Origin of the sequence: Actinosynnema sp. NPDC023794 (genome assembly GCF_040639675.1) — a bacterium.
GTDB lineage: Bacteria > Actinomycetota > Actinomycetes > Mycobacteriales > Pseudonocardiaceae > Actinosynnema > Actinosynnema luteola.
In genome coordinates this window covers 61,110-87,115 of sequence record NZ_JBFAFR010000025.1, presented here as the reverse complement: position 1 = coordinate 87,115, position 26,006 = coordinate 61,110, and the positions used below count along the sequence as shown (strand labels likewise).

At 72.0% G+C, this 26,006-nt stretch carries 22 protein-coding genes and 1 pseudogene; 10 read left to right on the top strand and 13 right to left on the bottom strand.

The annotated features are described in order from the left end of the window. Nucleotides 1-11: 11 nt before the first annotated feature. From AB0H12_RS34240 to AB0H12_RS34230, 3 genes are all read right to left on the bottom strand, one after another. Nucleotides 12-1,355, bottom strand: a complete 1,344-nt coding sequence (locus AB0H12_RS34240) for an ABC transporter substrate-binding protein (protein WP_499628544.1) — start codon at nt 1,353-1,355, stop codon at nt 12-14. Between the two features lie 67 nt (nt 1,356-1,422). Continuing rightward, the gene (locus tag AB0H12_RS34235; protein WP_499628543.1) at nt 1,423-2,184 is read right to left on the bottom strand and encodes a DeoR/GlpR family DNA-binding transcription regulator; all 762 of its coding nucleotides are present in this window, start codon (nt 2,182-2,184) and stop codon (nt 1,423-1,425) included. Between the two features lie 381 nt (nt 2,185-2,565). Next, nucleotides 2,566-3,639 carry an alkene reductase gene (locus AB0H12_RS34230; RefSeq protein WP_499628542.1) on the bottom strand — a complete coding sequence of 358 codons (1,074 nt, stop codon included), beginning with the start codon at nt 3,637-3,639 and terminating at the stop codon, nt 2,566-2,568. 139 nt (nt 3,640-3,778) lie between these two features. Between AB0H12_RS34230 and AB0H12_RS34225 the strand changes: the two genes are divergently transcribed. Then, entirely contained in the window at nt 3,779-4,243 is a 465-nt protein-coding gene (locus AB0H12_RS34225; protein WP_499628541.1) for a MarR family winged helix-turn-helix transcriptional regulator, read from the top strand. On the opposite strand, the gene AB0H12_RS34220 is transcribed toward AB0H12_RS34225, so the two are convergent. The 6 genes from AB0H12_RS34220 to AB0H12_RS34195 form a co-directional block, all read right to left on the bottom strand. Further along, nucleotides 4,227-5,747, bottom strand: coding sequence for a glycoside hydrolase family 13 protein (locus AB0H12_RS34220; protein ID WP_499628540.1), 1,521 nt, complete (start codon nt 5,745-5,747; stop codon nt 4,227-4,229). The genes AB0H12_RS34225 and AB0H12_RS34220 overlap by 17 nt on opposite strands. A gap of 25 nt (nt 5,748-5,772) precedes the next feature. Next, complete coding sequence (locus tag AB0H12_RS34215) at nt 5,773-6,612, bottom strand: carbohydrate ABC transporter permease (RefSeq protein ID WP_499628539.1); 840 nt, start codon at nt 6,610-6,612, stop codon at nt 5,773-5,775. Continuing rightward, nucleotides 6,609-7,478 carry a carbohydrate ABC transporter permease gene (locus AB0H12_RS34210; protein WP_499628538.1) on the bottom strand — a complete coding sequence of 290 codons (870 nt, stop codon included), beginning with the start codon at nt 7,476-7,478 and terminating at the stop codon, nt 6,609-6,611. The genes AB0H12_RS34215 and AB0H12_RS34210 overlap by 4 nt, the downstream gene beginning before the upstream one ends. Then, nucleotides 7,478-8,833 carry an ABC transporter substrate-binding protein gene (locus tag AB0H12_RS34205; RefSeq protein WP_499628537.1) on the bottom strand — a complete coding sequence of 452 codons (1,356 nt, stop codon included), beginning with the start codon at nt 8,831-8,833 and terminating at the stop codon, nt 7,478-7,480. The genes AB0H12_RS34210 and AB0H12_RS34205 overlap by 1 nt, the downstream gene beginning before the upstream one ends. Nucleotides 8,834-9,107: 274 nt before the next feature. After that, the gene (locus AB0H12_RS34200; protein ID WP_499628536.1) at nt 9,108-10,109 is read right to left on the bottom strand and encodes a LacI family DNA-binding transcriptional regulator; all 1,002 of its coding nucleotides are present in this window, start codon (nt 10,107-10,109) and stop codon (nt 9,108-9,110) included. Further along, the gene (locus AB0H12_RS34195) at nt 10,106-10,648 is read right to left on the bottom strand and encodes an enoyl-CoA hydratase/isomerase family protein (protein ID WP_499628535.1); all 543 of its coding nucleotides are present in this window, start codon (nt 10,646-10,648) and stop codon (nt 10,106-10,108) included. The genes AB0H12_RS34200 and AB0H12_RS34195 overlap by 4 nt, the downstream gene beginning before the upstream one ends. Nucleotides 10,649-10,707: 59 nt before the next feature. Between AB0H12_RS34195 and AB0H12_RS34190 the strand changes: the two genes are divergently transcribed. From AB0H12_RS34190 to AB0H12_RS34170, 5 genes are all read left to right on the top strand, one after another. Continuing rightward, nucleotides 10,708-11,277, top strand: a complete 570-nt coding sequence (locus AB0H12_RS34190) for a hypothetical protein (RefSeq protein ID WP_499628534.1) — start codon at nt 10,708-10,710, stop codon at nt 11,275-11,277. 188 nt (nt 11,278-11,465) lie between these two features. Next, nucleotides 11,466-14,354, top strand: a complete 2,889-nt coding sequence (locus AB0H12_RS34185; RefSeq protein WP_499628533.1) for a type 2 lanthipeptide synthetase LanM family protein — start codon at nt 11,466-11,468, stop codon at nt 14,352-14,354. Further along, on the top strand, nt 14,351-14,563 hold the full coding sequence (locus tag AB0H12_RS34180; RefSeq protein WP_499628532.1) for a hypothetical protein: 213 nt from the start codon (nt 14,351-14,353) through the stop codon (nt 14,561-14,563). The genes AB0H12_RS34185 and AB0H12_RS34180 overlap by 4 nt, the downstream gene beginning before the upstream one ends. Nucleotides 14,564-14,653: 90 nt before the next feature. Then, nucleotides 14,654-17,593, top strand: coding sequence for a helix-turn-helix transcriptional regulator (locus AB0H12_RS34175; protein WP_499628531.1), 2,940 nt, complete (start codon nt 14,654-14,656; stop codon nt 17,591-17,593). A gap of 60 nt (nt 17,594-17,653) precedes the next feature. After that, a complete protein-coding gene (locus AB0H12_RS34170) occupies nt 17,654-18,340 on the top strand; it encodes a peptidylprolyl isomerase (RefSeq protein ID WP_499628570.1) in 687 nt (228 codons plus the stop codon). On the opposite strand, the gene AB0H12_RS34165 is transcribed toward AB0H12_RS34170, so the two are convergent. After that, the gene (locus AB0H12_RS34165; RefSeq protein WP_499628530.1) at nt 18,337-19,062 is read right to left on the bottom strand and encodes an SCO4651 family lipoprotein; all 726 of its coding nucleotides are present in this window, start codon (nt 19,060-19,062) and stop codon (nt 18,337-18,339) included. The two genes, AB0H12_RS34170 and AB0H12_RS34165, sit on opposite strands and share 4 nt — an antisense overlap. 95 nt (nt 19,063-19,157) lie before the next feature. Here AB0H12_RS34165 and AB0H12_RS34160 point away from each other — a divergent pair, with 95 nt between their 5' ends. Then, on the top strand, nt 19,158-19,811 hold the full coding sequence (locus tag AB0H12_RS34160) for an MOSC domain-containing protein (protein WP_499628529.1): 654 nt from the start codon (nt 19,158-19,160) through the stop codon (nt 19,809-19,811). Nucleotides 19,812-19,818: 7 nt separating this feature from the next. Here AB0H12_RS34160 and AB0H12_RS34155 read toward each other — a convergent pair whose 3' ends face one another. Together AB0H12_RS34155 and paaZ are read right to left on the bottom strand one after the other, a co-directional pair. Further along, nucleotides 19,819-20,658, bottom strand: coding sequence for an aldo/keto reductase (locus AB0H12_RS34155; RefSeq protein ID WP_499628528.1), 840 nt, complete (start codon nt 20,656-20,658; stop codon nt 19,819-19,821). A 120-nt stretch (nt 20,659-20,778) separates the two neighbouring features. Then, nucleotides 20,779-22,803, bottom strand: a complete 2,025-nt coding sequence (gene paaZ / locus AB0H12_RS34150) for a phenylacetic acid degradation bifunctional protein PaaZ (protein WP_499628527.1) — start codon at nt 22,801-22,803, stop codon at nt 20,779-20,781. A 137-nt stretch (nt 22,804-22,940) separates the two neighbouring features. Here paaZ and AB0H12_RS34145 point away from each other — a divergent pair, with 137 nt between their 5' ends. From AB0H12_RS34145 to AB0H12_RS34135, 3 genes and pseudogenes are all read left to right on the top strand, one after another. After that, on the top strand, nt 22,941-24,179 hold the full coding sequence (locus tag AB0H12_RS34145; RefSeq protein WP_499628526.1) for a family 16 glycosylhydrolase: 1,239 nt from the start codon (nt 22,941-22,943) through the stop codon (nt 24,177-24,179). A 60-nt stretch (nt 24,180-24,239) separates the two neighbouring features. Continuing rightward, nucleotides 24,240-24,524 (top strand): annotated as a pseudogene (locus tag AB0H12_RS34140) (hypothetical protein); the annotation flags it as partial. Further along, complete coding sequence (locus AB0H12_RS34135; RefSeq protein ID WP_499628525.1) at nt 24,521-25,513, top strand: LLM class flavin-dependent oxidoreductase; 993 nt, start codon at nt 24,521-24,523, stop codon at nt 25,511-25,513. The pseudogene AB0H12_RS34140 and the gene AB0H12_RS34135, both read left to right, overlap by 4 nt. Nucleotides 25,514-25,569: 56 nt before the next feature. Here AB0H12_RS34135 and AB0H12_RS34130 read toward each other — a convergent pair whose 3' ends face one another. Beyond that, the gene (locus AB0H12_RS34130) at nt 25,570-25,944 is read right to left on the bottom strand and encodes a chorismate mutase (protein ID WP_499628524.1); all 375 of its coding nucleotides are present in this window, start codon (nt 25,942-25,944) and stop codon (nt 25,570-25,572) included. Nucleotides 25,945-26,006: the final 62 nt, after the last annotated feature.

Sequence of the window (26,006 nt, the reverse complement as noted above, 5' to 3'; positions counted from 1 at the left end):
TGGGTTCGTCATCACTTCCCCCGGTGCTTCTCGGCGACGACCTCGGCCAGCGCCTGGCTCTCCTCCAGCGCGGCGTCCACGGTGGTCGAGCCCGCGATCGCGGCGCTGATCTTCTGCGACACCTGCGTGCCCAGGTCGGTGAACTCGGGGATGCCGACGAACTGGATGCCGCTCGCGGGCCGTTCCTGCACGCCGGGGTCGGTGGGCTTGGCGCCGGCGATGGCCGCCTCCGCCTGCTTGGCGAACGTGCCGCCGGCGGCCAGGTACTCGGACCGCTGGTAGGTCGACTTCCGCTTGCCGTCGGGCAGCTTGGACCAGCCCAGCGTCTTGCCGACCAGCTCCTCGTAGCCCTTGCCGGACGCCCAGGACACGAACTTCCACGCGTTGTCGGCCTTCTTGCTCGCCTTCTGGATGCCGAACGCCCACGTGTACAGCCAGGCCGAGCTCTCCGTCTTCACGACCGGCGCCTGGGCGAAGCCCAGCTTGCCCTTCACCGGCGAGTCGTCGGCCTCCAGCAGCCCGGCGGCGACCGTGGCGTCGTACCACATGGCGACCTTGCCCTGGGTCATGTTGTTCAGGCACTCGGCGAACCCGGCCTGCGGCGCGCCCGCCTCGCCGTGCGCGCGGACCAGGTCCACGTAGAACTCCGTGGCCTCCTTGAACTCCGGCGCGTCGAGCTGCGCCTGCCAGTCCTTGGTGAACCACGTGCCGCCGAACGTGTTGACCACCGTGGTCAGCGGCGCCATCAGTTGGCCCCAGCCGGGCTGGCCGCGCAGGCAGATGCCCTTCATGCCGGGCTGCGCGCCGTCGACCTGGGCGGCGATCTCGGCGACCTGCTGCCACGTAGGCCTCTCCGGCATGGTCAGGCCCTTGGCGTCCAGCACGTCCTTGCGGTACATGAGGAACGACGACTCGCCGTAGAACGGCTGGGCGTACACCTTGCCGTCGGCGGCGGTGAGGGACTGGCGGATCGGTTCGAGGACGTCGTCCTGGTCGAAGCCGGTGTCCTCGGCGACGTAGTCGTCCAGCGGGGTGAGCCAGCCGTTCTCGGCGTAGATCGGCGTCTCGTAGTTGCTGATCGTGGCCACGTCGTACTGGCCCGCCTGGCTGGAGAAGTCCTGGCTGATCTTGTCGCGGACGTCGTTCTCGGGCAGCACGGTGAAGTTGACCGTGATGCCGGTGTCCTTGGTGAAGTTGTCCGCGGTGAGCTTCTGCAGGTCCTGGAGCTGCGGGTTGTTCACCATCAGGACGTTGATCGAGTTCTCGGCGCCGCCGCCCCCGCCACCCGCGCCGGCGCACGCGGTCGTGGCCAGGAGCACCGCGGCCAGCAGGCCGCCATACCGCAATGACTTCATCGTCCTGCCTTCCTTAGGGCGAGCGGGAACAGGCCCCTGGTGCTCCGGGGGCCGTGCGTGGGTCGGGTCAGGCTCGGACGACCTTCGGTCCGAGCAGGGCGTAGCGGTGCGCCTCGCCGGCGGGCAGCACGGAGTCGGTGACGACCGCCTCCAGGTCGGCGATGCCACCGAACCGGTGGAAGCTCGACACGCCGAACTTCGTGTGCACGCCGACGAAGATCCGCCTGCGGGCCGAGGCCAGGGCCTGCGCCTTGACCGCGCCCACCGCCGGGTCCGGCGTGGTGAGGCCGTGCTCGCGGGAGATGCCGTTCGCCCCGATGTAGGCGAGGTCGATCACCATCTCCGAGAGCATGCGGGTGGCCCAGTGGTCGACCGTCGCCAGCGTCCGGCCGCGCACCCGTCCGCCGAGCAGCAGCACGGTCGCGGACGGCACCTCCGACAGCACGGCGGCCGTGGGCAGGGACGCGGTGATCACCGTCAACGGCCTGCCGGTGGGCAGGGCCTCGGCGACGAGCTGGGGCGTGTACCCCTCGTCGATGAACACCGTCTCCGCGTCACCGAGCCGGTCCGCGGCGGCGCGGGCGATGCGCCGCTTCTCCGGCACCATCGACGCGGACCGGAACTTCAGCCCGGTCTCGTACCCGGCGCTCTCGACCGGGAACGCGCCGCCGTGCGTGCGGCGGACCAGGCCGTGCTCGTCGAGCAGGCGCAGGTCCCGCCGCACGGTCTCCTGCGCGACCTCCAGCTCGGCCGCGATCTCGGCCACGTCGACCCGGCCGTCCGCCCGGGCGCGGGCCAGGATGCGGCGCTTGCGCTCGTCCGCCCGCACGTCGCCTCCTCTGCCCGCTCGGACCGTCGCTGCCCGTTCGGGCCGCGCCTAAGGTGTAACACCGTCGAAATGGTGTGGCCAGCGCCACAGCTGGGTGGACGATGCCCGGGTTCCGCCCGCTTCGCCTGACCGAACACACACGATCGAGTGAATCCGTGCCCGAACGGGCCCATCCTCCTGCCCGTTCACACCCCGTTCGACGCCACGAGGCCCCCGAGTTTGCGCAACTCGGGGGCCTCGCCTCGCTCCGAACGTCCGTCTCGGGCGCCCCGAACGCAGGACTCACCCGTTCCGAACGCAGGGCTCACGCGAGAGTCCTGCGTTCGCGCCGCGAGAGTCCTACGTTCGCGTACCCCGAGTTCAACACTCGGAGTGGGCCGATCAGGCGTTGACGCCGGTCAGCGCCGGGTAGTCGATGTAGCCCTTCTCGGCGCCGCTGAAGAAGGTGGACGGGTCCGGCGTGTTGAACGGGCCGCCGTTCGCCAGGCGGGCGGGCAGGTCCGGGTTGGCCAGGAACATCGCGCCGAAGCTCAGCGCGTCCGCCGTGCCGTCGTCCAGCAGGGGCAGGTGGTCCGGGCCGGTGACGCCGCCCGGCGTGAACGGGTTGAGGATCAGGGTGCCGGAGAAGCGCTTGCGCAGCTCCAGCGTCAGCGACCGCGCACCGGACTCGCCGATGTGCAGGTACGCCAGGCCGAACGGGTCGATCGCGTCGACCAGCGCCGGGTACAGCTCGTCCGTCGACTCCTCGGCGATGTCGTTGTAGGGGTTGGACGGGGAGATCCGCAGGCCGACGCGGTGCGCGCCGATCGCCTCGGACGTCGCGCGGACCACCTCGACCACGAACCGGATCCGGTTCTCCACCGGGCCGCCCCACTCGTCGGCGCGCCGGTTGGTGTTGTCGGCCAGGAACTGGTGCGGCAGGTAGCCGTTGGCGCCGTGCAGCTCGATCCCGTCGAACCCCGCCTCGACCGCGTTGCGCGCGGCGGTGGCGAAGTCGGCAATCGTGGCCTCGACCTCCGCCCCGGTCAGCTCCCTGGGCGTGACGAAGTCCGCCATCCCCGAACCGGTGAACAACTGACCCGCGGCACGCACGGGGGACGCGCCCACCGGGTGCAGGTCGCCGGGCAGCACGCTCGGGTGGCTGACCCGGCCGGTGTGCATGAGCTGCGCGAAGATCCGCCCGCCCGCCGCGTGCACCGCGTCCGTGACGCCGCGCCAGCCCTCGACCTGCTCGTCGCTGTGCAGGCCGGGCGTGAAGGGGTAGCCCTGGCCGATCGCGGACGGCTGGATCCCCTCGGTGATGATCAGTCCCGCGCCGGCCCGCTGGGCGTAGTACTCCGCCATGACCGGCGTCGGCACGGTGTCGTAAGCGCGGCTGCGGGTCATCGGCGACATCACGATCCGGTTGGCCAACTCGGTGCCGGCCAGGTTCAAGGGCTCGAACGCGGTGCTCATGGTTCCTCCAGGGCGCTACCTTTACCTGCTCGAACAGTAATCCGAGCCCGGATGATTCCCGCAAGGCGACGTGACGCCCCTCACTCGATCGTGCGGTTAGAATCGACCTATGGCCGCGACAGGACAAAATCCCACGTCAATGCCGATTCCGGAGGTCGCCCAGAGCGGCCGGATCAGCCACGCCATCTTCCGCGTGGCCCGGCTGCACCGCCTCCTGGCCGGTCAGCTGCTCAGGCAGGCAGGCCTGCACCCCGGCCAGGAGATGGTGATGATGCGCCTGTGGGACTGCGGCCCGATGCGGCAGGCCGACCTGTGCGAGGAGCTGGGCACGGACTCGCCGACCATGACCAGGACCGTGCAGCGGCTGGAACGCGCGGGCTTCGTGCGCCGCTCCCCCGACCCGACCGACGGCCGCGCCGCGCTGGTCGAGCCGACCGCCGCCAGCCAGGCGCTGCGGCACGAGGTGGAGCGCATGTGGCGTGAGCTGGAGGACGCCACGCTCGGTGACCTGGACGAAGACCAGCAGGCCGAGACCCTGAGGGTGCTCGGCCTGCTGGAGTGCAACCTGGCGACGCGGACCGGTCGGTTCAGCGAGCCGTCCTGATCCAGGCGGCGGTGTCGGGCGGCACGGCGCCGTCCACGAGAGGTCCGCTGGTCAGCAGCACGGCGTCGTGCGCGGGCAGCGCGACCGGTTCGGCGGACAGGTTGAGCACGCACGCGAAGTCGTCCCCGCGGCTGAACGCGACCACACCGGGCCCGAGGTCGAGCCACGCCATCGGCCCGTCGCCCAACGCCCGCTCCGAGCGCCGCAACGCCAGCACGGTGCGGTAGTGCGCGAGCATCGAGTCGGGCACGCCGGTCTGCGCGGCCACCGACAGCGACCGCCAGCGCTCCGGCCGGGGCAGCCACGACGGGCCGTCGTCACCCCACGGGATCGGCACCCGGCACCCGTCACGGCCCCGGTCGGTGTGGCCGGAACGCACCCACACCGGGTCCTCGCGCAGCTCGTCGGGCAGGTCGTCCACCTCCTCCAGCCCCAGCTCCTCCCCCTGGTAGACGTAGACGCAGCCGGGCAGCGCGGTGGTCAGCATGATCGCCGCACGCGCGCGCTTCGTGCCCAGCTCCAGGTCCGTCGGCGTCAGGTGCTGCCGCCGGCCGAAGTCGAACGACGAGTCCTCCCGACCCATCCGCGACACGTGCCGCGTCACGTCGTGGTTGGACAGCACCCAGGTCGGCGGCGCGCCCACCGGCGCGTGCGCGGCCAGCGTGCCGTCGATGACCCGCCGCAGCTCGTCGGGCTCCCACGGGCAGCACAGGAAGTCGAAGTTGAACGCCGAGTGCAGCTCGTCGGCCCGCAGGTAGCGGGCGAACCGCTCCGGGTCGGGCAACCACATCTCGCCGACGAACACCCGCTCGTCCTGGTACTCGTCGAGCACCTTCCGCCACGACCGGTAGATGTCGTGCACGCCGTCCTGGTCGGAGTACGGCAGCTCGGCGTCCGACCGGGAGAAGTCCTTGACCAGGCCGTCGGCGACGTCGATGCGGAACCCGTCGACGCCGCGGTCGAGCCAGAACCGCAGGATCGACTCGAACTCGGCCCGCACCTCGGGGTTGGTCCAGTTCAGGTCCGGCTGCTCCGGGCTGTACAGGTGCAGGTACCAGGACCCGTCCGGCGCCTGCGACCACGCCGGTCCGCCGAACCGCGACTGCCAGTCGTTCGGCGGCTCGTCGCCCTCGTGGAACCAGAACCGGTCACGACCCGTGCCCCGCAACGCCTCCTGGAACCACGGGTGCTGGTCGGAGCAGTGGTTGGGCACGATGTCGATGATCACCCGCAGGCCGACCGCGTGCGCCTCGCCGATCAGCTTCTCCGCCTCGACGAGAGTGCCGAACACCGGCTCGATGTCGCGGTAGTCGGCGACGTCGTAGCCGCCGTCGGCCAGCGGCGACGGGTACCAGGGGCTGAGCCAGATCGCGTCCACACCCAACTCGGCGAGGTACGGGAGCTTCTGGCGCAGACCGGCCAGATCTCCGATCCCGTCGCCGTTGCCGTCGGCGAAGCTGCGCGGGTACACCTGGTAGATGGCCGCACCGCGCCACCAGTTCATGTGGATTCCTCCCTCGGTGATGTGTTCAGCCCTTCACGCTGCCGGCGGTGAGACCCGCCAGCACGTGCCGCTGGAACACCAGGAACAGGCCGATCATCGGCACGCTGGACAGCACGAGGCCGGCCAGCAGCAGGTTGACCGGTGTGTCGGGGGCGAAGCGCTGCAACGCGACGCTGAGCGTCTGCCGCGCCGGGTCGGAGAACACCAGCAGCGGCCAGATGAAGTCCTTCCACGCGGCCACGACCGCGAAGATGGACACGACCGCCAGGATCGGCCTGGACAGCGGCAGCACGATCCGCCACAGCATGGTGAACTGGCCGGCGCCGTCGATCCGCGCCGCCTCCAGCACCTCCGCGGGCAGCTGGTCGAAGAACCGCTTGAGCAGGAACACCGTGAACGCGTTGGCCGCGCCCAGCAGCCACAGGGCCAACGGGTTGTTGAGCAGCCCGAGGTCGGCGATCGTCAGGTAGGTCGGCACCAGCAGCACCGCGGCGGGCATCATCAGGGTCAGCAGCATCATGCCGAGGATCCCCTTGCCCAGCACGGGTTTGAGCCGCGACAGCGCGTACGCCGCGGGCACGTCGACCGCGAGCTGCACCGCCCACACGCCCACCGCGACGACGAGCGTGTTGAGGAAGTACCGGCCGAGGTCCATCAGCTCCCACGCCTCGGCGTACGTGCCGGGCGTCCACGTCCGCGGCAGGATCGTCGGCGGCACGCGCGCCAGCTCCACGGCCGGCTTCATGGCCGAGAGCACGACCCACACCAGCGGCACCACGAAGACCGCGGTGAGGATGGCGGTCGTGATCGCCAGCGCGACCTTGTAGCCGACGCCGGCCCGCCCCGGCGCGATCAACGTCCTCACGCGTCCGCCTTCCGCGTCACCCGCAGGTACAGCGCGGTGAACGCGCCGAGCACCAGCAGCAGCAACAGGCTCAGGGCACTCGCGGTGCCGAAGTCGTTGTAGTAGAAGGCGTACCGGTACAGCAGGAGCAGCACGGTGACCGTGGAGTCCTCCGGTCCGCCGCCGGTCATCACGTACGGCTCGGTGAACACCTGCATCGTCGCCACGATCTGGAGCAGCAGCAGCACCAGCAGCACGAACCGGGTCTGCGGCACCGTCACGTGCCACAGCCGGCGCAGCACACCGGCGCCGTCCAGCTCGGCCGCCTCGTACAGGTCGCCGGGGATGTTCTGCAGCGCGGCCAGGTAGATCAGCGTGGCGGTGCCCAGGTTCGCCCAGGTCGCCACGATCACCAGCGACAGCATCGAGGTGTCCGCGCTGTCCAACCACGCCGCGCCCTCCAGCCCGAGCCCGCGCAACGCGGAGTTGAGCAGGCCGGGGCCGGGGTCGTACATCCACTTCCAGATCAACGCGGCGACCACCGGCGGCAGCATCACGGGCAAGTACACGATGAGCCGGAAGTACGCCTTGAAGTGCCGCAGCTCGTTGAGCACGACCGCGAGCAGGAACGGCACCACGAAGCCGAACACCAGCGCCAACGCGGTGAACAGCAGGGTGTTGCGCCACGCCGTGGCGAACAGGGGGTCGGCGAAGAGGCGTTCGAAGTTCTCCCAGCCGACCCACGTGGGCTCGGTGACGAAGTCGACCTGCTGGAAGCCGAGCACCGCCCCACGCGCGATGGGGTACCAGGAGAACACCGCGAAGCAGATCAGCGCGGCGGACAGGAACCCGTACGCGGTCAGGTTCTCCGCGACGCGGCGGCGCATCACTTGACCTGGGCCAGGACGGGGTTCACCTTGGCTTCCGCGTCGGCCAGGAGCTTGCTGACGTCCGCGTCGCGGTCGGTGAGCACGGCCTGCATGACGTTGTCGAGGATCGCGTACACCTGCTGCGCGTTCGGCGGCTCGATCTTCCCCTCCGGCGTGGCGTCCACGTAGGACTGGAAGTTCGCCACCGGCACCGTGGCCAGGCTCTCCTTGAGCTGGGACTGCTTGGCGGCGATGTCACCGGTCCACACGTCGGCGACCGGCGGCACGGGCAGGCCGATCGGCTGGCCCTGCTCCTTGTACCGCTTGAGGTTCTTCTCGAACCGGTCCGGGTTGAGGAACTTCCACTGGATCCACTTCAGGCCGGCCTTGATCTTCTCCGGCGACGCCTTCGGGTTGATCATGTAGCCCTCGCCGCCGATCAGCGTGCCCTCGCCGTCCGGGATGCCGGTCAGGCCGTAGTTCGCGTAGTCGCCCTTGAACTGGTTGACCAGGGTGGGCACGTTGTCCGGCGCGGCCAGGTACATGCCGAGCTGGCCCGCGCCCATCATCTGCTGGACGTCCTCGATCACCAGGAGCTGCTTCTCACCCATGGTGTTGTCGGTCCAGCGCATGTCCTTGAGGTGCTGGAGGGCTTCACGGCCCTTCTCGTTGTTGAAGTCGGCGACCCACTTGTCGCCGTCCTGGCGGGCGACCTGGCCGCCGACGGAGTACATCCACGCGGTGAAGTGCCAGCCGCCCTGGTTGTTCTTGCTGTACTCGGCGAAGCCGACCTTGCCGTCACCCAGCGCGGTGATCTTCTTGGCGGCCTCGCGGACCTCGTCCCACGTCTTCGGCGGCCGGTCGGGGTTCAGGCCCGCCTGGGTGAACAGCGCGCGGTTGTAGAGCAGGCCCATCGAGTAGTTGGCGGTCGGGACGCCGTAGACCTTGCCGTCCTTGCTGAAGACGTCACGCAGTTCGGGCCGGAGGGCGTCGTAGTGCGGGACGTCCTTGACGTAGTCGGTGATGTCCGCGGCCTGCCTGCGGGCGATGAGGTTCGCGGGGTCGGTGAAGTAGGCGTAGAAGACGTCCTCGAGCTGGCCGCCGGCGAGCTTCGCGGAGAACGTCTTGGGGTCCATGAACCCCTCGTGCGGCTCGATGTCGATGTCGGGGTTGGCGGCCTCGAACTCGGCCACGTCCTCGTCGAAGATCTTGCGCTCGAACGGCTGGGTCTGCGGCGGCTGGCCGTTGACCGAGATCGTGACCTTGCCGCCGGCGGCGCCGGTCTCGTCGGCTTGCGAGCACGCGACGGCGGTCAGGCTCAGGCTGCCTGCCAGCAGCAACCCCGCCGCTCTGCGGAGGCTGAATGAGTTCATGGGGGCGGACCCTCCTCGGATGTGGTGTGGCGGACACGGTAAGTCGCCCTACCACTTCGCCGCAAGATGTCTACGAAAACTCGCAACTTCGCGACATTGCCCCGAAAGCCTCGCGTCCGCCCACACCTCGCGAGAGTCCTACGTCCAGAACGCGAGAGTCCTACGTTCAAGCACCCCGAGTTGAACGCTCAGCGCAGACGACCGCTGTGCTGAGCGTTGAATCCAGGGGTTGCGAACGTAGGACTCTCGAGGTCTGGAGGTAGGACTCTCGCGGTTAGCGGGGGGCGGGGGCGGTGGAGGAGCGGACGACCAGCTCCGGTTCGAAGAGGAGTTCCTCGTCGGGGACGGGGGTGCCGGCGATCTGGTTCGCCAGGAGTTCGACGGCGGCGCGGCCCATGGCCTCGATCGGCTGGCGGACCGTGGTCAACGGCGGCTCGGTGCAGGTCATGAGCGGTGAGTCGTCGTAGCCGACGACGGACACGTCGTGCGGCACCTTGAGGCCGTGCCGACGCACGGCGCGCACGGCGCCCAACGCCAGCGGATCCGAGGCGCACACGATCGCGGTGACGCCGCGGTGCAGCAGGCGGGTGGTGGCCGCCTGCCCGCCCTCCAGCGAGAACATCGCGTGCTCCTCGAACAGCTCCACCCCCGCACCCTCCGCGCACGACGTCAACGCGGTCAGCTTCCGCCGCGACGGCATGTGGTCCGACGGGCCCAGCACCGCCCCGATCCGCGTGTGCCCCAACGCCACCAAGTGCCCGAACGCCTGCTCGACCGCCACCGCGTCGTCGCACGACACCCGGGGGAACCCGAGGTCGTCGATGGCGGCGTTCACCAGCACCGCGGGCAGCTTGCGCCGCGTCATCTGCCGGTAGTGCTCGTGCGACGCGTCCGCCTGCGCGTACTGCCCGCCGGCGAACACCACCCCGGACACGTGCTGCTCGAACAGCAGTTCCAGGTAGTCCGCCTCGGTCACGCCGCCGGCCGTCCGGGTGCACAGCACCGGCGTGAAGCCGCGCTGCGCCAGGGCGTTGCCGACCACGTCGGCGAACGCCGGGAAGATCGGGTTCTGCAGCTCCGGCAGCACCAGGCCGACCAGGCGGGCACGTTCGCCGCGCAGCTGCGTCGGCCGTTCGTACCCGAGCACGTCCAGCGCCGTGAGCACGGCCGACCGCGTCGCGTCGGACACGCCCGGCTTGCCGTTGAGCACCCGGCTGACCGTCGCCTCGCTCACGCCGACCTTCGCGGCCACTTCCGCCAACCGCCGTTGCGTCATGGAGCAACTATACGGCAGGACTTACGTTCCGCTTGCGTTGACTTGCACTCGTTTGCGAGTTCCACCGCCGCCCGCAACAGCGAGCACCGCGGCACGACCCGGTCCACCAACCCGGTGCGCAACGCCTCGTCGGCGGTCACCCGCCGTGCCACCAACACCTGATCGCCCGTCACCCGACCGCCGGTCACCCACCCGAGACCACCCTCGGCGGCCAGCACCCGCAGGTCGCACGCCATGGCCAGCTCCGCCGCCTCGCCGGACGGGCTGCCGCCGATCGCCGCGACCACCGGCACGGACAGGTTCGCCACCTCGTCGCGCACGCCGCGCAACGACGCCGCCACCGCCTCGCGCTCCGCCACCGACCCCCGGACCAGCCGCTCGGTGTCGGCGGCGCACAGACCCGGGTCGACCAGCAGCACGACGGCACGGGCGCCGGCCACCACGGGCAGCAACGCGCGCACGTCGGTCAGCAGGGTGTCCGACGGCTCGTCGATCCGGATGACCGCGATCCCGCCGGAGACATCGAGTGAGACGGTCATGAGCCGCCATCGTGGTCGACGGTTCCCCCGGTTGTCATGTTCCACCCCACTATCGGGTGATGACGAGGTACAAATCCCCTGTGAAGCGGTGGGTGGTGGCGGTGGTGGTGGCGTTGGTCGGCCTGACCGGGTGCGCGGTGCCAGTGGCGGGGCAGCCGACGGCCCGCCCGACGCCGTCAGGGGCCACGCCCGAGGTCGTGCGCTGGATGAACAACTTCTGCGGCGTGGCGAAGTACATGATCGCCTCGAGCGCTGTGTCGTTCGACGACACTCAGACCGACCCGGTCGAGGCGAAGAAGTCCGTCAGCGAGTCGCTCGGCCGCGTGGTCAACGTGCTCGACGTCGTCCTGCACGACCTCGACGAGCTGACCCCGGCGCCGACACCCGCCGCCGACACCGCGGTCGAGGTCATCAGCGAGCCGTTGACCAGGGCGCGGGACAAGTTCGTCTCGGCCAAGTCGACGGTCGACGCGGCGCCGGAGATGACCACCGACGTCTTCTCCACCGTCATCCAGGACATGACCGAGGCCGTCACGGTGATGAACGAGGCCGTGGAGAAGATGGACGTGGTCTCGCTGCCGGACGAGTACCGCGACGCCGTGGGCGACGCCGAGAACTGCGGGAGCTAGACCGGGAACCGATCGGGCCGGGACGCACGGGCCCGAAACGACGCCGTCCGTTCACCTCCCCGCAGTGCCCTGGTGACCTGCGACGGAAGCGGTTCTCCGCACATGTGCGGCTTCGTGCCCCCACACCCGCAAATCTGGGGGCAGGGCCCCCATGTGCGCCGCGGCTCGCGCGTGTCACGTTGTGCGGCGTGTTCCCCTCCGCCGTGGACCGGCCGCCCCCAGCGTGGTGGCTCAGCGGTGTGCGCGGGAACCACCAAGAGCTGGTCGTCCCCCGTGGACGGCCCTCATGGGCCGCGTTCGTGGAACGCGCCACCACGACCGCGGCCCGTGCAGACTTCACCGGCGGCAGCTGGGACGAGGCGTTCGGGTTCGCGCTGAGACCCCTGGTGAGCGCGGCCGTCGCCCTCGATCCCAGGCTGGACGACGACTTCGCCCACGTCCTGGGCAAGCGGCTGGTCCGGATCGCCGCACGCGCGCTCGTGCTGGAGCTGAACCTCGACCGGGTCGGCGGGCGGCTGGTCGGCGACACGCCGCAGGAGCGGTTCGCCGACTTCGTCCGGCGCGTCGACCTGCCCGCGCTGTTCGCCCGGTACCCGGTGCTGGCCCGGCTGCTCGGCCAGGCCTGCCTGCACGCGGTCGACGCGCACGGCGAGCTGCTCGACCGGTTCGCCGCCGACCGGCCGGAGATCGTGCGGACCCTGCTCGACGGCCGCGACCCCGGCCCGCTCGCGCACGTGGAGACGGGCCGGGGCGACCCGCACGCGCAGGGGCGTTCGGTGGCCGTGCTGACCTTCGCCGACGGCCGCCGGGTGGTCTACAAGCCCCGGCCGGTGACGTTGCACCGGGCGTTCGCGGACCTCGTGACGTGGTTCGACGGGCACACCGGCCTCGACCTGCGGTTGCCGCGCGCCCTCGCCGGAGCGGGCCACGGGTGGCTGGAGTTCGTCGAGCACCGCCCGTGCGCGGACGTCACCGAGGTCGGCCGGTTCTACCAGCGGCTCGGCGCGCTGATCGCGCTGCTGTACGCGGTGGACGGCACCGACATGCACTACGAGAACCTGATCGCGGCGGGCGACCAGCCGGTGTTGGTGGACGTGGAGACGGTGTTCCACCCCACGGTCGGCGCGCCGGCGGACCCGGCGGTCCGGGCGCTGGCCCGGTCCGTGCACCGCACCGCCGTGCTGCCGCGCGTGCTGCTGGGCGAGCACGGCGCGCTGGACGTCGGCGGCATCGGCGGCGACCACGGCGACCGGCTGCCGACCGAGGGCGTGGCCTGGCTGCACCCCGGCACCGACCGGATGCGCCTGGTGCGCAGGCCCGCGCCGATGCCCACCGCGCACAACCGGCCGGTGCTGGACGGCCGCGAGGCCGAGCCCGCCGACTACCAGGGCGCGCTGCTGGCCGGCTTCCGGATCGGCTACGACGCCCTCTACGACCACCGCGCCGAACTGCTCGGCCCGAACGGGCTGCTGCACGGCTTCGCCGACCTGCCGGTGCGGTTCGTGCCGCGGATGACCCAGCTGTACGCGACGTTGCTGGACGAGTCGACGCACCCGGACGCGCTGCGCGGCGCGTCGGACCGCCAGGACCTCCTCGACCTGCTGTGGGACGGCACGGCGGACGACGACGTGGCGCACGCCCTGGTGCCGCACGAGATGCGCGATCTGTGGGCGGGCGACGTGCCGCTGTTCACCACCCGGCCGGGCAGCCGCGACGTGTGGACCTCGACCGGGCGCCGGCTGCCGGACCTGCTGCCGTCCTCCGCGCTGGACGCCGTCACGGCCAAGGTCGCCGCGCTGGACGAGGTGGACAAGCACGACCAGCAGTGGCTGATCAGCGCCGGGCTGGCGAGCAGGCCGAGACCGGTCGAGCACCGCACCGGCCGCGGGGTCGCCTCGCCGGTGGAGGCGGGCGTCCCCGACCCGCAACGGCTGCTCGTCGCCGCGTGCGGCATCGCCGACGAGGTGCTGGCGCACGCCACGACCGCCGACGGCCGGGTCAACTGGGTGGGCCTCGAACTGGTGGACGACCGGCACTGGGCGGTCGCCCCGATGGGTGCGGGCCTGTCCAACGGCTACACCGGCGTCGCGTTGTTCCTGGCCCAGCTCGGCAAGCTCACCGGCGCCGCCCGGTACACCGAGTACGCGCGGGACGCGCTGCGGCCGATCCCCGGCCTGCTGGCCGCGTTCGCCGAGGACACCGAGATGGCGGTGGCCGTCGGCAGCGGCGCGTTCCACGGGCTGGGCGGCATCTCCTACGGCTTGGCACGGCTGGCGAACCTGCTGGACGACGACGAGATCGGCGACTGGCTGCGGGTCGCCGTGGAGGTCGCGACCGAGGTCGAGGCGGTGGGCGAGGACCCGGCCAACGTGGTCGAGGGGTGGGCCGGCGGCCTGGCCGCGATGCTGGCGGTGCGGGCGGAGCGCGGCTTGCCCGCAGCCTCGGCGCTGGCCCGGTCCTACGCCGACCGGCTCGCCGCGGCCACGCCCGGCGGCGACGGCTTCGCCCGCGGCCGGGCGGGCGTCGGCTGGGCGATGCTGCGCTACGCGCGCGCCGCGGGCGACCAGCGCTGCGGTGTGATCGGCCGCGCGAACCTGCGGGCCGACCACGCGCTGCGGCAACGCCTGCTCGACGTGGCCGAAGCGGACCACAGCTGGTGCTCCGGGCTCTCCGGCGCGGTGCTCGCGCACAGCGCCCACCCGGACCAACCGGTCGACGCGCACACCCTGCACCTCGACCGGTGCCTGAACGCCTTGGCGGTGCACGAACCCCTGCGGGACCTGAGCCTGTGCCACGGTGAGCTGGGCGTGATCGAGGCCCTGACCGTCCTCTCGGAACGCGGGCACGGGCTGGCCGCGGCCATGCAGACCCGGCGCGCGGGGCTGGTCCTCGGCGCGCTGGACCAGTACGGGGCGCGCTGCGGCACGCCCGGGGGCGTGCCGTCGGCCGGCTTGCTCACCGGGCTGTCCGGCATCGGGTACGGCTTGCTCCGCCTCGGTTTCCCCGAGCAGGTGCCTTCGGTGCTCCTGCTCGGATCCACGCACGACATCCACCCCCTCGAGGAGAACACCCGATGAACGACGCCAACCGCGACGAGGTCACCACCTGGAGCGAAGACCAGGACGGCGACCACCCCGCCGGGGAGATGGCGCTGTCCCGCAAGGCCAGGGCGGGCGCACGGGCACGCGCGCTGGCCGGCCTCACCATGGCCGTCGGCGCGTACGCCGCGGTCGCGGTGAGCGAAGGCACCATGACCACGGTGAGCGCGCCCGGACTGCCCCTGTAGCCAGGCTCGGCCCCACCGCCGGACTGCCCGCCCACACTGGGGGTGCGGGCAGTTTGGCGTGCCGCCGTTCGGCTTGACTAAGGTCGGCGCATGCACACCCGCGCGCCGGTCGTGGTCGGCCGCGACGAAGAACTCCACGTGCTCGACCGCGTGCTGGCCGACGCGGGCGCCCACCGGGGCCGCGCCGTGTTCCTCGTCGGCGAGCCGGGCATCGGGAAGACCCGGCTGGCGCGCTTCGCCGCCGGCGCCGCCTTCGACCGCGGCATGCGGGTGCTGCGCGGTCGCGGCAGCACGATCGGGCCGATCGTGCCGTTCCGGCCGCTGGCCGAGGCCCTGATGTCGCTGCTGCGCGCCGGGGACGGCCTCAACCTGCGCGAACTGGGCCCGTACCAGCCCGCGCTCGGCCGGTTGGCTCCGGAGTGGAGCCCGGAGGCGGGCGGCGCGGAGGAGCAACGACCCGCGCAGTCGGTGCTGGTGCTCGCCGAGGCCGTGCTGCGGCTGCTGGCCGTGGTCGGCCGCACGCAGCCGTGCCTGCTGGTGCTGGAGGACCTGCACGACGCGGACGCCGAGACGCTGGCCGTCGTCGACTACCTGGTGGACAACCTCGACCAAGCGCCCGCCGCGCTCCTGGTGACCACGCGCGCCGACCCCGGCCCCACGCTGGACGTGGTCCGCCTGGCGGCGCAGCGGCAGGCGGGCGTGCTGATGGAGTTGCGCCGCCTGGACGAGCGGCAGGTGCGCCGGATGGTGGGGCTGTGCCTGGAGGCGGAGGACCACGAGGTGCCCGCCGAGGTCGTGCAACGGCTGTGGGCCGACAGCGCGGGCAACCCGTTCGTGGTCGAGGAGATGCTGCACGGCCTGGTGAACGGCGGCCTGCTCGTGCGCGGGCCGGGCGGCTGGCAGGTGCTCGGCGAACTGCGCATCGACGTGCCGTCCGCGCTGGTCCGGTCGATCGCGCACCGCACCGACCGGCTGGGGCCGCAGGGTCGCGAGGTGCTGTCGGTGGCCGCCGTGCTCGGCCACCGGTTCCCGCTGTCGGTGCTGCGGCGGGTGACCGGAATGGACGACCGCGCCCTGCTGTCGCACCTGCACGCGGGCGTGGCCGCGCAGCTCGTCACGCCGGACGAGCCGGTGCCCGACTGGTACGCGTTCCGGCACCCGTTGACCGCCGAGGCGCTGCTGGCGCAGATGCCGCCGCCGCACCGCGCCGAGCTGGCCCGGCGGACCGCCGACGCCGTGCGGGAGCTGCACCCCGACCTGCCCGGCGAGTGGTGCGCGCTGGTGGCGTCGCTGCGGCTGGACGCCGGGCAGACCGCCGAGGCGGGCGCGTTGCTGGCCGAGGCGGGGCGGCGGGCGCTGGCCGACGGCGCGGCCGGGTCGGCGGTGCGGCTGCTCGACCACGCGCACCGGCTGCTGGCCAGCGAGGTCGACGTGGCGATCCGCGCCGACGTGCTGGACTCGCTGCTGCCCGCGCTCGCCGAGGCGGGCCAGTTCGAGCGGGCGTTCGCGCTGGTCGACGCGGTGGCCGAGCTGAGCGCCGCCGGGTTGGGCCGGGTGCGGCGGGCCGAGCTGCACGCCAAGCTGGCGCAGGTGGCCAACACCGCGGGCCGGTGGACCGAAGGCATGGCGCACGTGGAGACGGCACGCGCCCTGCTCGGCGCGGACGCGACCGACGAGCACACCGCGCGGCTCGACGCCGTGGCCGCGTTCGTGACGTTGAACCTGGAGGCGCCGGACCGCATCGAGTCCGCCGAGTTCCTGGCCAGGCGGGCGGCCGACGCGGCGAAGCGGGTGCCGCTGCCGGAGGTCGGCTGCGAGACGTGGCAGCTGCTCGGCGTGCTGGCGCGCGAACGCGACCTGGACGAGGCGGCCGAGTGCTTCAGCCGCGCGCGTGCGCTGGCCGAGGAGCACGGGCTGCCCATCCAGCGGGTGTACGCGGTGATCCGGCAGGCCGGGCTGGACTGGCTGGCCGAGGGGACCGCGGCGGAGCTGGTCGAGGCGCGCGACGAGGCGTTGCGGATCGGCGCGATCAGCGTGGCCTACAACGTGGACTCGATCCTCGGGCTGGACGCCGTGCTGCGCGGGCAGTACGACGCCGCGGCGGAGCGGCTGACCCGGGTCATCGCGGACACGCGGCGGCTGCAGCTGCGCAACCTGACCCTGTACGGGTTGATGGCGCGGGCGACCGCGGCGGCGCACCAGGGCAGGCGGACCGAGATGGACGCGGCGATCGAGGCGTTCGACGAGGTCGGCGGGGTCGGCTCGCAGGAACGGCCGCTGTGCTTCGGGTTGGCGCGGGCGTTCTGCGCGTTGCTGGAGGAGGACCGCACGGCGGCCGGGCACGACCTGGCGCGCGCCATCGCGTACGAGGCCGAGACGCCGACCGTGTACCACCTGTCCGGCAGGCACGGGCTGAAGCTGCTGCTGGACGCGGTGTCGGGCGCGTTGGACCTGGAGGGCTACCGCGCGGTGACGCGGTCGGCGGCGGCGCGGATGCGCTGGAACCGGGGCTTCGCGCAGTTCGCGCTGGCCGTGCTGCTGGGCAGGCTCGGCAGGGAGGCGGAGGCGGCGCAGGCCGTGCGCGCGGGCCGCGAGGCGGCGGCTGTCCACCCGCTGGCCCGCCACCTGGGGCTGCGGCTGGTGGCCGAGGCGGCGGTGGCCGACGGGTGGGGCGAGCCGGTCGGCTGGCTGCGCGGCGCCGAGGAGTACTTCCACCAGGCCGGACAGCCGGCCGTGGCCAGCGCGTGCCGCGGGCTGCTGCGGCAGGTGGGCGCGTCGGTGCCGCAGCGGCGGACCGGGTCCGACCAGGTGCCGCGGGAGCTACGGGCGCTGGGCGTGACCGTGCGCGAGTTCGAGGTGTTCCGGCTGCTGGCGGGCCGCCTGGGCAACAAGGCCATCGCCACCCGCCTGCACATCTCGCCGCGCACGGTGGAGAAGCACGTGGCGAGCCTGATCACGAAGACCGCGCAGCCGGACCGGGAGTCGCTGAGCGCGTTCGCCGCGTCGCTCGGACCCGCCGACCGGCCCTAGCAAGGCGGGTGCGGGTCCGTTAGACCTGGTGCGGTGAGAATCCTGGTGGCAGTGGCGCTGATGATGGCTCTTGGCGGCGGGGTGGCGCAGGCCTCCCCCGGGACACCGGACGCCGGAGCGCCGGACACGACTCGTGGGCCGTGCGCGTACGCGGTGACGCCGGACGAGCCGGCCGCCCGGCCCGTGCCGCTGCCGCCCGACCCGCGGCACACGCCCGACCGCGGTCACCCCGAGGTGCTGCTGCAGACCAACCAGGGCCCCGTGCCGCTCGTGCTGGACCGCGCGAAGGCGCCGTGCACCGTCCAGAGCTTCCTGCACCTCGTGCGGAAGAAGTTCTACGACGACACGACGTGCCACCGGCTCACGGCTTACCCGACGTTGAAGGTGCTGCAGTGCGGCGACCCGTCCAACACCGGTGAGGGCGGTCCGGGCTACAAGTACGCCGACGAACTGCCGACCGACCTCGCGCCCGCCCCGAACGACCCCACGGGCCTGCGCCGCATCTACCCGCGCGGCACCCTGGCCATGGCCAACGCCGGCCCGGACACCAACGGCAGCCAGTTCTTCCTGGTCACGTCCGATTCCGTGCTGCGGCCCAACTACACCGTCTTCGGCCGCATCACGCCCGCCGGGCTCGCCACCCTGGACAAGGTCGCCGCCGGCGGCATCGTGCCGAACCCCGACAGCGAGGTCGACGGCCGGCCCGCCCTGACCGCGGACATCGAGCGGGCCAAGCGGACCTGCTAGGGCACCGGGGCGGTGACCCGGATGTCGGCGTTCCAGTCGGTGAAGCGGTGCTCGGTGCGCTGGAAGACGTTGTCCTCCAAGGTCTTCAGCACCTGCTCCACCCGCACCGGCAGGTCGCCCGGACCCACCCACACGGTGGCGGACGCGGTGAAGCCCGACTCGTAGGCCGCCAGCAGCTGCGCGCGCCGCGAGCTGTCGGGCGTCCGCTCGGCCTGCAGCCGCAGGTCGACGAGCAGGGCGTACCGGCGCGTCGACACGCCGTCGACCTGCTCCTCGCCCTTCTCCACGAGCAGGCTGCCGGCCAGCGACCGCACCACCGCGGCCGGGTCCACCTCGTCGGCCAGGCCGGCGACCGTGGTGTCCGCCCGCACGGGCGCGCGGTCGGCCAGGTCGAGCCTGGTCCACGTGCCGCCGCCGGTGCGGGAGTAGCCGGCGTCGGCCAGCACGACGACGTCGGTGGACGAGTCCTGCCGCAACGACACCAGCCGGCCCTCGCGGGCGCGCAGCAGGCCGCCGTCCAGCGTGACGCGCAGCCCGGTCATCGTGGTCTCGGCGTCGAACCGGACGGACCGCTGCTCGTCGACGCGGGCGACCAGGTTCGCGATCAGCGTGGCGCTGTCGTCCACCACCGGGCCGAGGGTCGGCGTCGGCAGGGCTGTCCGCTCCGCGCAGCCCGCCAGCGCCACCCCGGCCAGCACCAACGCGACGACGGACCTGCGCATGTCTCCCCCCACGGACGGTGAACGACGCCATCCTCCCCCACCGGCGACCGATAAGGGGTGCGAACCCCTAAAGTGCCTCGGCTACGGTCGTGGGCATGCCCCACGTGCTCTCCGTCAACATCGGCTCCCGCGTCGAGTTCGACCAGGCCAACGTCGGCCACACCGGTATCGGCAAGCGCCCGGCCCCCGGCCCCGTGGACGTCCGCGCGCCCGGCCCGGCCGGCAGCGGCGTCGTCGGCGACCACATCTCCGACTCCCGTCACCACGGTGGCGACGACCAGGCCGTTTACGCCTACGCGCGGGAAGACCTGGACGCGTGGTCGGTGGAGTTGGGTCGCGCCGACCTGCGGCCCGGGCTGTTCGGCGAGAACCTGACCACGGTGGGCGTCGACGTGTGCGGCGCGCGGATCGGCGAGCGGTGGCGGATCGGCGGGCTGCTGCTCCAGGCGACCAGCCCGCGGGTGCCGTGCCGGACGTTCGCCGGGGTGATGGAGGAGCACGGGTGGGTGAGAACGTTCACTCGGCGCGGGCTTCCCGGCACGTACTTCCGCGTCCTGGAGCCCGGCACGATCACCGCGGGTGACGAGATCACGATCGAGCACCGGCCCGACCACGACGTCACGATCGCGCTCGCGTTCCGCGCCCTGACCCTGGAACCCGCGTTGCTGCCGGACCTGCTGGCGGCCGGCGACGACCTGCCCGAGGACGTGCGACGCCGGGTCGAACGGCGGGCGCTCGACCCGGCGTAGCGGTCGCTCAGGCGAGCGCGGACAGCTTCTCGAACTCCTCGTCGGTCAGCTCGATCCGCGCCGCCGCCACGTTCTCCTCCAGGTGCGCGATCGAGGACGTGCCGGGGATGGGCAGCACGACGGGCGACTTGCGCAGCAGCCACGCCAGCGCGAGCTGCGCGGGCGTGACGCCGTGCTCCTTGGCCGCCGAGTCGAGCACGCCGCCCGGACGGGCCAGCTCACCGGTCGCCACCGGGAACCACGGGATGAACGCGATGCCCAGCTCGGTGGCGCGCTCCAGCACGGCCTCGTGCCCGCGGTTGGCCAGGTTGTACAGGTTCTGCACGCTCGCGATCGGCGCGACCGCCCGTGCGGCCTCGAGCTGGGCGACGTCCACCTCGGACAGACCGATGTGCCGGATCTTGCCCTCCTCCTGCAGCTTGCGCAGCTCGCCGACCTGGTCCTCCAGCGGGTAGTCCGGGTCGACGCGGTGCAGCTGGTAGAGGTCGATGCGCTCGACGCCGAGCCGCCGCAGGCTGGTCTCGACGGCCTGCCGCAGGTAGGCGGGCTTGCCGAGGATCGGCCACTCGTTCGGACCGGTGCGCAGCAGGCCGCCCTTGGTCGCGATGACCAGGTCGTCCGCGTACGGGTGCAGGGCCTGCCGGATCAGCTCCTCGTTGACGTGGGGGCCGTAGGAATCCGCGGTGTCGATGAAGTTGACGCCCAGCTCGACCACCCGGCGCAGCAGCGCGATCGCGTTGTCGCGGTCGGCCGGGTACCCCCAGATTCCCTCGCCGGTGAGCCGCATCGCGCCGTAGCCGAGTCGGTTGACGGTCAGGTCCCCGCCCAGCGAAAAGGTCTCAGACACCTCTGGTGCTCCTCGAAATCGGGTGTTGCTCGGTTCTCCTCTCGCGCCAACCAGGTGGAGCGCGTCGGTTGTTCCCGTGCCGGGCGATCAAATCGGCGCGCGTCCACTCGGTGGAACCGCCTACTGCTTGGCGACCAGCGTGAGCACGTCGTACTTGGCCACCGACTCGCCCTTCTGGTTGACCAGGTCGGCGTCCCAGCGGACCTCGCCGTAGTCCTGGTCCTCACGCGGCGTGATCTGCTTCGCGGTCAGGGTCACGGTCAGCTCGTCGCCGGGGAACGTCGGCGTGAGGAACCGCAGGTTCTCCAGCCCGTAGTTGGCCAGCACCGGACCCGGCTCGGGCGAGACGAACAGGCCCGCCGCGAACGACACCACCAGGTACCCGTGCGCGACCCGACCGCCGAAGAACGGGTTCGCCGCCGCGGCCTCCTCGTCCATGTGCGCGTAGAACGTGTCGCCGGTGAACTCCGCGAAGTGCTCGATGTCGGCCAACGTCACCGCGCGCGGCCCGGCCACCACCGTGTCACCGATCTTCAACTCCCGCAACGACTTGCGGAACGGGTGCACGTCCGACTCGGTGCGCGGCGCGCCCGTCACCCACCGCCCGGTGACGGCGCTCAGCACCCTCGGGCCGGCCTGCACCGCGGTGCGCTGCATGTGGTGCAGCACGCCCCGGATGCCGCCCATCTCCTCACCGCCGCCCGCCCGGCCCGGACCGCCGTGCACCAGCATCGGCAGCGGCGAACCGTGGCCGGTGGACTCCTTGGCGTCGTCGCGGTCCAGCACCAGGACGCGGCCGTGCCACGGCGCCACGCCCAGCACCACGTCGCGCGCGAAGTCGGCGTCGTGCGTGACGACGGAGGCGACCAGACTGCCCGCGCCGCGTGCGGCCAGCTCGACCGCGTGCTCGGCGTCGCGGTAGGCCATCAGCGTCGACACCGGCCCGAACGCCTCCACCTCGTGCGGCTGGGCGTGGTCGGGGTCGGCCTTGAGCAGCACCGGCGACAGGAACGCGCCGCGCTCGGCGTCGGCGTCCACCACGTCCACGCGGTCCAGCGAGCCGTAGACGACGTCACCGACCTCCAGCAGCGCCTTCAGCGACCGCCGGACCTCCTCGCGCTGCTCCAGCCCGGCCAGCGCGCCCATCCGCACGCTCTCGTTCGCGGGGTTGCCGATCACGACCTTCGCCAGGCGCGCGGTGGCGGCGTCGGCGACGGCGTCCAGGAGGGAGGCGGGTACCAGGGCGCGCCGGATCGCGGTGCACTTCTGGCCCGCCTTGACCGTCATCTCGCTGACGAGCTGCTTGACGAACAGGTCGAACTCGGGCGTGCCCTCGACCGCGTCCGGGCCGAGGATCGAGCAGTTCAGCGAGTCCGCCTCGGCGTTGAAGCGCACGCTGTTGCGCACCACGGCCGGGTGGGTGCGCAGCACCTGGGCGGTGGACGCGGAGCCGGTGAAGCCGACCAGGTCCTGGCCGGTGAGGTGGTCGAGCAGGTCGCCCGCGCTGCCGGTGACGAGCTGCAGCGAGCCTTCCGGCAGCAGGCCCGAGGCCAGCATCAGCTCGACCAGCTTCTCGGTGATGTAGGCCGTCTGGGAGGCGGGCTTGATCAGCGACGGCACGCCGGCGATGAACGCGGGCGCGAACTTCTCCAGCGGGCCCCACATCGGGAAGTTGAAGGCGTTGATCTGCACGGCCACGCCCCGCAGCGGGGTCGCGACGTGCTGGCCGACGAACGTGCCGCCCTTGCTCAGCGGCTCGACGTTGCCGTCCACGTGGACCTTGTCGTTGGGCAGCTCGCGCTTGGCCTTGCTCGCGTAGCCGAACAGCACGCCGATGCCGCCGTCCACGTCGATCAGCGAGTCCGTCCTGGTGGCGCCCGATCGGGCGGACAGGGCGTACAGCTCGTCGCGGTGCTCCCGCAGGTTCGAGGCGAGGGCCTTGAGCAGGGCCGCGCGCTGGTGGAACGTCAGCTCCCGCAGCGCCGGTCCGCCGACGCGCCTGCCGTGGTCGAGCGCCGCCGCCATGTCGATGCCCTGCGACGAGATCCGGGCGATCTCCTCACCGGTCACCGCGTCGTGCAGCGGCGCTCCTTCGACGGACGGGGTGTGCCAGCGACCTGACACGTAGCTGCGCAGCATGGCCATCGGGTGTCGACCTCCTCGTCGGGCCGGTGGGTGTCCCGGCATGACCCGACAGTAAAGCCTCCGTACTTTCATCGTGGCTTGATTCAAGGTCATGCAGTAACTTGTGGACGGCCGTCGCCAGAGTGAAGGGAGTGTCGATGAGGACACGAGTGGTGGTGAGCGCGGTCGTGCTCGCCTTCAGCGGGCTCGCCGTGCCGGCCGCGCATGCCGCCCCGGCAACGAACGCCTCCGCCGACGTGGGCACGATGGCGGTGACCTTCGCCGAGGAGTTCAACGGCCCGGCGGGCACCCGGCCGGACGCCTCCAAGTGGAACACGGAGGTCGGCGACAACAACGGCAACAACCGCGAGCACCAGTACTACACGACGTCGGCGAGCAACGCGGCCATGGACGGCGCGGGCAACCTCGTCATCACCGCCCGCAAGGAGAACCCGGGCAACTACAACTGCTGGTACGGCCGGTGCCAGTACACGTCGGCCCGGATCAACACCGCGGGCAAGTTCACCACGACCTACGGCAAGGTCGAGGCGCGGATGAAGATGCCGCGCGGCAAGGGCATCTGGCCCGCGTTCTGGATGCTCGGCCAGGACATCAACTCCGGCAACCCGTGGCCGGGCAGCGGCGAGATCGACATCATGGAGTTCCTGGGCCACGACCTGGACACGGTGTACGGCACCATCCACGGTCCCGGCTACTCCGGCGCGGGTGGCATCGGCATGGCCCACAACGGGCCGAACTTCGCCGACGGCTTCCACACCTTCGCCATCGAGTGGTCGCCCACCGGCATCGCGTGGTCCGTGGACGGCAACGTCTACCAGCGCCGCACGCCCGCCGACGTCGGCGGCAACCAGTGGGTGTTCAACAAGCCGTTCTTCATCATCCTGAACCTGGCGGTCGGCGGCGAGTGGCCGGGCTACCCGGACGCCACCACCACGTTCCCGCAGCAGTTCGTGATCGACTACGTGCGCGTGTCGACGTTGGACTCCAACCCGCCCGCGAGCGGCCGGATCACCGGCGTCGGCGGCAAGTGCGTGGACGTGGCCGGCGCGAACCCCGCCAACGGCACGCCGGTGCAGTTGTGGGACTGCAACGGCACCGCGGCCCAGCAGTGGTCGCGTCCGGGCGACGGCACGATCCGCGCGCTGGGCAAGTGCCTGGACGCGGCGTCGGGCGGCACGGCGGACGGCACGCTGGTCCAGCTGTGGGACTGCAACGGGACCGGCGCGCAGAAGTGGGCGGTGAGCGGTGCCAACGACATCGTGAACATCCAGGCGAACAAGTGCCTGGACGCGCAGAACAACAGCTCCGCCAACGGTACGCGGCTGCAGCTGTGGACCTGCTACGGGACCGCCAACCAGAAGTGGACCGTCGCGTGAGCCCTCGCGGCGTGATCGGGGCGTGCGGACCCTGATCAGGGCGGAAGCGCCAAGGCCGACCGCGACCGCCGACTCTCCCCGGCGGTCGCGGCGGCGCAGGCCGAGGCGGGCGTGGCGCGGATGCTCGCGCCCGCCTCCCTCGGCGGCGGCGAGGTGGACCTGCCGTCGTGGGTAGTGGCGGTCGAGGACCTGGCCCGTGCCGACGGCTCGGGCGGGTGGCCCGCGATGACCCCGACCGGCTCGCGGCTCATGCCGCGCCGAACCCTGCCCTGCCACCGGTACCAGGTTCCCCGCCGCACCACTCGACGCCATCCGGAACGCAGCGCGACCGGAATGCGGTGGTGATCGACACCGTTGACCTCGTCGTGAAGCTCTCCGTGCTGGACCGGTCGCGGGTGCGGGCCGGGAGTGGCCACCCTGAGGCGTTGCGCGACACGGTCGCGTTCGCCCGTCAGGCCGAACAGCTCGGCTATCACCGCTTCTGGGTGTCCGAGCACCACGGCGTGCCGGGCGTGGCCGGTTCCGCGCCGACGGTGCTGGCGGCGGCCGTTGCGGCGGCGACGTCCCGCATCAGGGTCGGCACCGGCGGCGTGATGCTGCCCAACCACCAGCCACTGGTCGTGGCCGAGCAGTTCGGGGTGCTGGAGTCGCTGTTCCCGGGCCGGATCGACATGGGCCTCGGCCGGTCGGTCGGCTTCATCGAGGCGGTCCGCAAGGCGTTGGGCCACGACAAGGAGGACGCCGCCGACTTCGGCCCGAGGCTCACCGAACTGCTGGGCTACTTCACGGGCGACCAGGCGGTGCGCGGCTACCCGGCCGACGGCCTCCGCGTGTCACCGTTCGTCCTGGCCACCGGCGCCGGCGCGCGTGTGGCCGCGGCGCACGGCGTCCCACTGGTCATCGGCTCGTTCCGAGGCGAAGACGCCATGGTCGACGCCATCACCACCTACCGCGCCGAGTTCCAACCGTCGGTCTGGGCCGAGGACCCGTACGTGGTGATCTCCTCGACGGTCGCCGTCGCCGACACCACCGAGGACGCCTGGCGACTCCTCGTGCCGGAGGCGTGGGCGATGGCGCACTCACGCACCCGAGGCGAGTTCCCACCCCTGAGCGCGCCGGACGACGTCCTCGCCCAGGCCATGACGAGCCGTGAGCGCCGGCAGTTCGAGCAGTCGCTCCAAGGACACGTCCACGGCACGCCGTCGGAAGTCGCCAAGGCCCTGGACGGCCTGCTCCACCGCACCGCCGCCGACGAGGTCCTGGTCACCACCAGCACGTACGACCGCGCCGCCATGCTCGACTCGTACCGCCAACTGGCCGAGCTGTACCTCTGACCCGTCCCCACCGGCCCCGGGCCGAACGCCGGCTGCTGTCACCCCTGCGGACCGCGTCACCCCTGCGTGTTCGTCGCGTGCTGGGTCGCCGCGTGCTCCGCGAGCTCGACCTCGATGAACGCGCCGATCATCGCCCGCCACACAGCCTCCGCCACCGCCGGCTCCAACCCGGCCACCGACGCCCGCTCCCGCACCGACGCGATCACCTCGGCGACCCGGTCCGGCGCACGAACCGCCTGGTCATCCGACTTGAACGACGCGGCCGCCCGCACCAGACCCTGCCGTTGCGCCAGAAGGCGCACCAGCTCCGAGTCGATCACATCGATACGCGCGCGGACCTCCGCCAGTGACGCCGGGGGCAGAGACGGCTGCGATGACGAATCGGACGACGTCGAGGAGGAGGAGGAGGAGTCAGACACGCCGATCATCATCCACGAACCGCACCGGCTGGCTGCTCCCCACCTCGCAACTCCACAGCCTCCACGGCCGCACC